3 protein-coding genes are annotated in these 3,217 nt (G+C 66.7%); 2 read left to right on the top strand and 1 reads right to left on the bottom strand.

From position 1 onward, the window contains the following. Nucleotides 1–233: 233 nt before the first annotated feature. On the top strand, nt 234–965 hold the full coding sequence (locus ABEA81_RS42205; RefSeq protein WP_345613671.1) for a YwaF family protein: 732 nt from the start codon (nt 234–236) through the stop codon (nt 963–965). 547 nt (nt 966–1,512) lie between these two features. Then, a complete protein-coding gene (locus tag ABEA81_RS42200; protein ID WP_345613669.1) occupies nt 1,513–2,157 on the top strand; it encodes a hypothetical protein in 645 nt (214 codons plus the stop codon). 413 nt (nt 2,158–2,570) lie between these two features. On the opposite strand, the gene ABEA81_RS42195 is transcribed toward ABEA81_RS42200, so the two are convergent. Beyond that, nucleotides 2,571–2,984 carry a GlcG/HbpS family heme-binding protein gene (locus ABEA81_RS42195; RefSeq protein WP_345613667.1) on the bottom strand — a complete coding sequence of 138 codons (414 nt, stop codon included), beginning with the start codon at nt 2,982–2,984 and terminating at the stop codon, nt 2,571–2,573. Nucleotides 2,985–3,217: the final 233 nt, after the last annotated feature.

Genomic DNA, 3,217 nt, shown 5'->3' with positions numbered 1-3,217 from the left:
GCACGCTCTTACACCACCACCGGGGACGTGACCCACGACGGCGGGAGTCGCCTGGCCAGGGGGTCGCCCGACGAAGACCCAACGTCAGGCGAGCTGCCAGCGGCCAGGCCGCAAGGCAGCCCACACCGCGCTCGTCGATGGGCATCGGACATCTGGTCGCGTGCGGAGGCTCCAATGGGTCTCCGTCGAACGCAAGCTCGGTATGCGCGCGCAGCCGGGCCTACCGTGGTGCGGTGGACCCGCTGGTGGATCAGCGCTCGTTTGTGGCGTACGGCCCGTCGCATTGGGCGGTCTTGATTCTCTTGACCGCAGTTGCGGTAGTGCTCGCTTGGCTCGGACACAGGTACGGCGGCACGCGGACCGCATTGGTGGTCGGGCGGATTCTCGCCGTGGTGCTGGTCATCGTCCACGTTCCGATCCTGATCTACGACCTGTCCCCGGCGAGGTTCGACATCCAGCATTCACTTCCGTTCCACATCTCTGATCTCACATGGATGACGGCCGCATACGGGTTGTGGTTCAGGCGGCAATGGGCATTCGCACTGACGTACTACTGGGGGCTCACTCTGGTTCCCCAGGCAATCATCACACCGACCTTGACCGGGCCTGATTTCCCCAGCTTCGACTTCATCAGTTTCTGGGGTCGGTACGTGCTGGTGGTGTGGGCAGTGGTCTACCTGACTTGGTGGGTCGGGATGCGCCCGAACTGGGGCAGCTTCGCCTTCGCCGCGGCGGTCACCGTCGGATGGGGGCTTCTGGTACTGAGCTTCAACGCGGCGGCCGGCACCAACTACATGTTCCTGAACGGCAAACCCGACAATCCCTCGCTCCTGGATATCATGGGGGAATGGCCCTGGTACCTGGGGGTGGCGCTCGCCATCGGGCTCGTCGCATGGGCGCTGCTGACGTGGCCATGGACCCGGCATCAGGACAAGAACGGCGACCGGACGGCCACGCGGCAATGAGCGGTGTCTTCGTGCACGTCGTTAAGGGGGACGTCCATCCGGCTTGATCCTGGCAGGCGCGGCGTGACCGCAAGCGCGCTACGTGCTGGCCGAGGTCGTGACGTCCAAGAACCGGAGGAACCATGTCGGAGCACGACGCGGCGACCACCGCGGTGACCGCGCGCGACTGCAAAGACGTAACACCGACCCACAGACCGCTGCCCTCCGTTCTGCGCATCCGGACAACGCACCGTGTCATCGACGTTGACACCATCCGCGCGGCATCGAAGCCGGCGGCCGGCAGGGCTTCACGTCGACCACCCCGCCGGCCCTGGCCGCCAGTGGCGGGTGCGCTGGAGAAAGAGCGGCGCGGGTCGGGTGAGCTGTGGGCACACCGCCGAGGCGATGAGGTCGAGGCCTGAGAAGTCGAGGATCTGGGGGTTGTGATCCGGACGGTGCCGATCGGCGGGGCTTCTCCGGCGGTGCCGATCTTCTTGACACTGCGCGCCGGATCGGTGCGCATCGGCTCCGTTGAAATCGGACTCCGCCTACCGTTGCCAAGATCATCGTGTCGAAGGTCAGAAGGACCGAGCTCTCTTTGATCCGTCCACTCGCTGTTCTCGTCGTCCTCGTTCTCGCTGCTCTCCCTGCGTGCAGTGACGAGTACGCGGACCACTCCGGCATCCCTGTTGTCCGACCGACCGGCCCTGCACCGCCGGAGCGGGAGTCGGAGCAGTACGTGTTCGGTGGTGTCGACGGTTTGCGGAAGGTGTTGGAGACGCGCGTGTTGCGCAGCGCAGGCGTTGTGAAGCCGGTGCGGAGCGAGTGCGATGTCGAGCGGCCGACTCCCCGGTTCACGTGCACGGTGGACTACGACGGTGAGAGGGTGACCTACCTCGTGACCACGTCGGGCAGTGGTTGGGCGGAGTGGGAGGCCACGACCGACTCTCTCGTGATGACCCGCGCCGGGGTGCTCGCCGCGGTGTGGCGGGAGTATTCGGCACACGCGGCCAAGTTGCGGTGCGAGGACGGCATCCCGGAGACGGCCCGGGTCGCGCCCGGGACGAAGCTCGGACAGCGCTGCTACTTCAAACCCGGGGCAGACCACCCAGTGTACGGCGAGGACTCCCGGATCGGCGGCTACCCGGACACCGTCGCGGCCGATCTGGTCGTGGCGAATGGAGATATCTTCGTAGTTCCGGAAAAGGATTAAGGCCCTGCCCTGAAAGGTTCCGGTTCGATCTCGCCTGCGGAAATGCAAGGCAGCGAGGCCACGAAATGACGCAACCGTCAGAGGTTCGAATCCCCGCAGCTCCACCCACTCTCTCCGGGCAATCGGCCTCGTTCAACAACCGGATCCTGACGAGCTGGCCGGGGCCGTACCGGACGCTGCCGAGCGACGGCGTCGATTCCGGCGGCGCGGTGCACGCCGCGGACGACGTGTGCGATGCGCTCGAGTGGGTGGGTGATCGCCAGGGGGGTCATCGCTGCCGGCGGATGGGGGCGCGAGTGGTGGCTGCGGCCACATCTCGGGCGCAACTTCGTCGTGCGATGTGCCGCGTGGGGGTGGATCATCGACGCGAGCCGGCAGCGGTCGGGCCGCTCGGGCTGGAGTTGTTGTCCAATTCAGCCGGTGAATGCCTGCCGGCCGGCCTCCGCCACCTGGTGGTCCTCGTCCACGGTGCCGGCGCTGACCCCCACACCCCCGGCCACCATGCCGTCGGGCGTGCGCAGCAGCACGCCGCCAGCGAAGACGACCAGCCGGCCGCCGGTGGTGGACTCGATCCCGTAGAGGGCCGCTCCGGGCTGCACGAGCGGGGCGAGATCGCGGCTGTCCATCTGGAAGTAGACAGCGGTGAGCGCCTTCTTCTGCGCGATGTCCGCACCGATGAGCTTGGTGTCGTCCATCGCCACGAAAGCGACGAGGTTGCCGCCGTCGTCGACCACGGCGATGTTCATGGGTTGTCCGACAACGCGGGCCTCGGCTTTGCAGGCCTCGATGATGTTCTCGGCCTGCTCGAGGGTGATGTTGCGGCTCATGATTGCTCCCCCTACCGGTGGCTGGTCGTGCACGAGTACCTGAAGACCGTCGCGCAGACCGGGGTAGTGGACAAGGTTCTGCTCTGCGGCGATGCCAGCCAGCCTGCGCCGCTCCAGCGCGACCCTGATCGCAAATCAGTAGGTCCGCGGGCACGGAAACACCGCGCCGGTGACTATTGGCTGGTTCGTCACCGTCGCCGGGTGGGCCCGTGAGGCCGTGACTGAGAGCGCGT

This window comes from Pseudonocardia adelaidensis, from assembly GCF_039543345.1.
Lineage (GTDB): Bacteria > Actinomycetota > Actinomycetes > Mycobacteriales > Pseudonocardiaceae > Pseudonocardia > Pseudonocardia adelaidensis.
This window is presented reverse-complemented; position numbering and strand designations above follow the sequence as displayed.